The organism is Streptomyces sp. E2N166, assembly GCF_003671715.1.
Classification (GTDB): domain Bacteria; phylum Actinomycetota; class Actinomycetes; order Streptomycetales; family Streptomycetaceae; genus Streptomyces; species Streptomyces thinghirensis.
In genome coordinates this window covers 209,888-210,799 of sequence record NZ_RAIF01000027.1, presented here as the reverse complement: position 1 = coordinate 210,799, position 912 = coordinate 209,888, and the positions used below count along the sequence as shown (strand labels likewise).

Below are 912 nucleotides of genomic sequence, written 5' to 3'. Positions count from 1 at the left end.
CCGGCGACCGCCCCAGGCGCAGGCCGCGGTGCCGCGCCCTCACGGGCACCGGTCGCGAAAGCGCCGTCCATTCGGGGCGGCGGACCGAACTCCCCCGTCGGCGGCGCCACCGTACCGGGCGACGTGCCCTCGGCCGGTTCCGGCAGGGCGCGCAGCGTGAACGTCGGCGCGGACTCGCCGGCCGGCGCCTGCTGCGACTCGGGCACCTTCGGGAGGCGGAACGTCGGGGCGCTGTCCCGTACCGGCTCCACCGTGCGCAGAACGTGAGTGTGCTGGTCGCGCCGTACGGCCGGTTCCTCGGGAGCCGTCGGAACCGGCTCCGCGGCGAGATGGCTGGAGCCGTCCGGGTCGACCCGGAGCGGGACGGAATAGCCGATGCGCTCGTCGTGGATCGTGGCGAGGACGGGCTGACCGGCGGCGATGGCGAGGCGGTGGAGGCGGTTGAGGACGGCGTTCTGGATCTCCTCGCCGGGGGCCGCGACGACCAGTGAGCCGTCGATCGAAGCGCTGCGTGCGTCGGAATCGGCCACCGGCACACGGACGTCGATCGGCGTCGCCGCAGTGGCGGGCGAGCGCTCGGCGCCCCCATGGTCCCGCTGCTTCTCGCGGCCGAGTCGAGACATCGTTCCCCCACTCATCGGCGGCTTCCGTCGGCGGCTTCGATTCCCTGCCGTCCAGAGCCTGTCATGCCTGTCGTACACCTACTGTCGAGTCTCTCCGCTCGCTCGCGATTCTCACGTCACCGGGGTGTCACAGGCTCGTTCCAGGAGGTCACGCCCGCATCGGCGGGTCGGTACGGGGCGGGCACCCGGGGGCGTGACACGGGAGGGGACCGGGCAGGCGGACAGGCATGCGAGAGGGACCGGAGATCTGGATCCGCGGACCGGTGGCCCTGCCGGAGCCGCCCACCCC

The 912-nt window shown here is 73.6% G+C and carries 1 pseudogene; it reads right to left on the bottom strand.

Annotated elements, in window-relative coordinates:
• Window positions 1–623 (bottom strand): annotated as a pseudogene (locus EBH09_RS39125) (tetratricopeptide repeat protein); the annotation flags it as partial.
• Window positions 624–912: the final 289 nt, after the last annotated feature.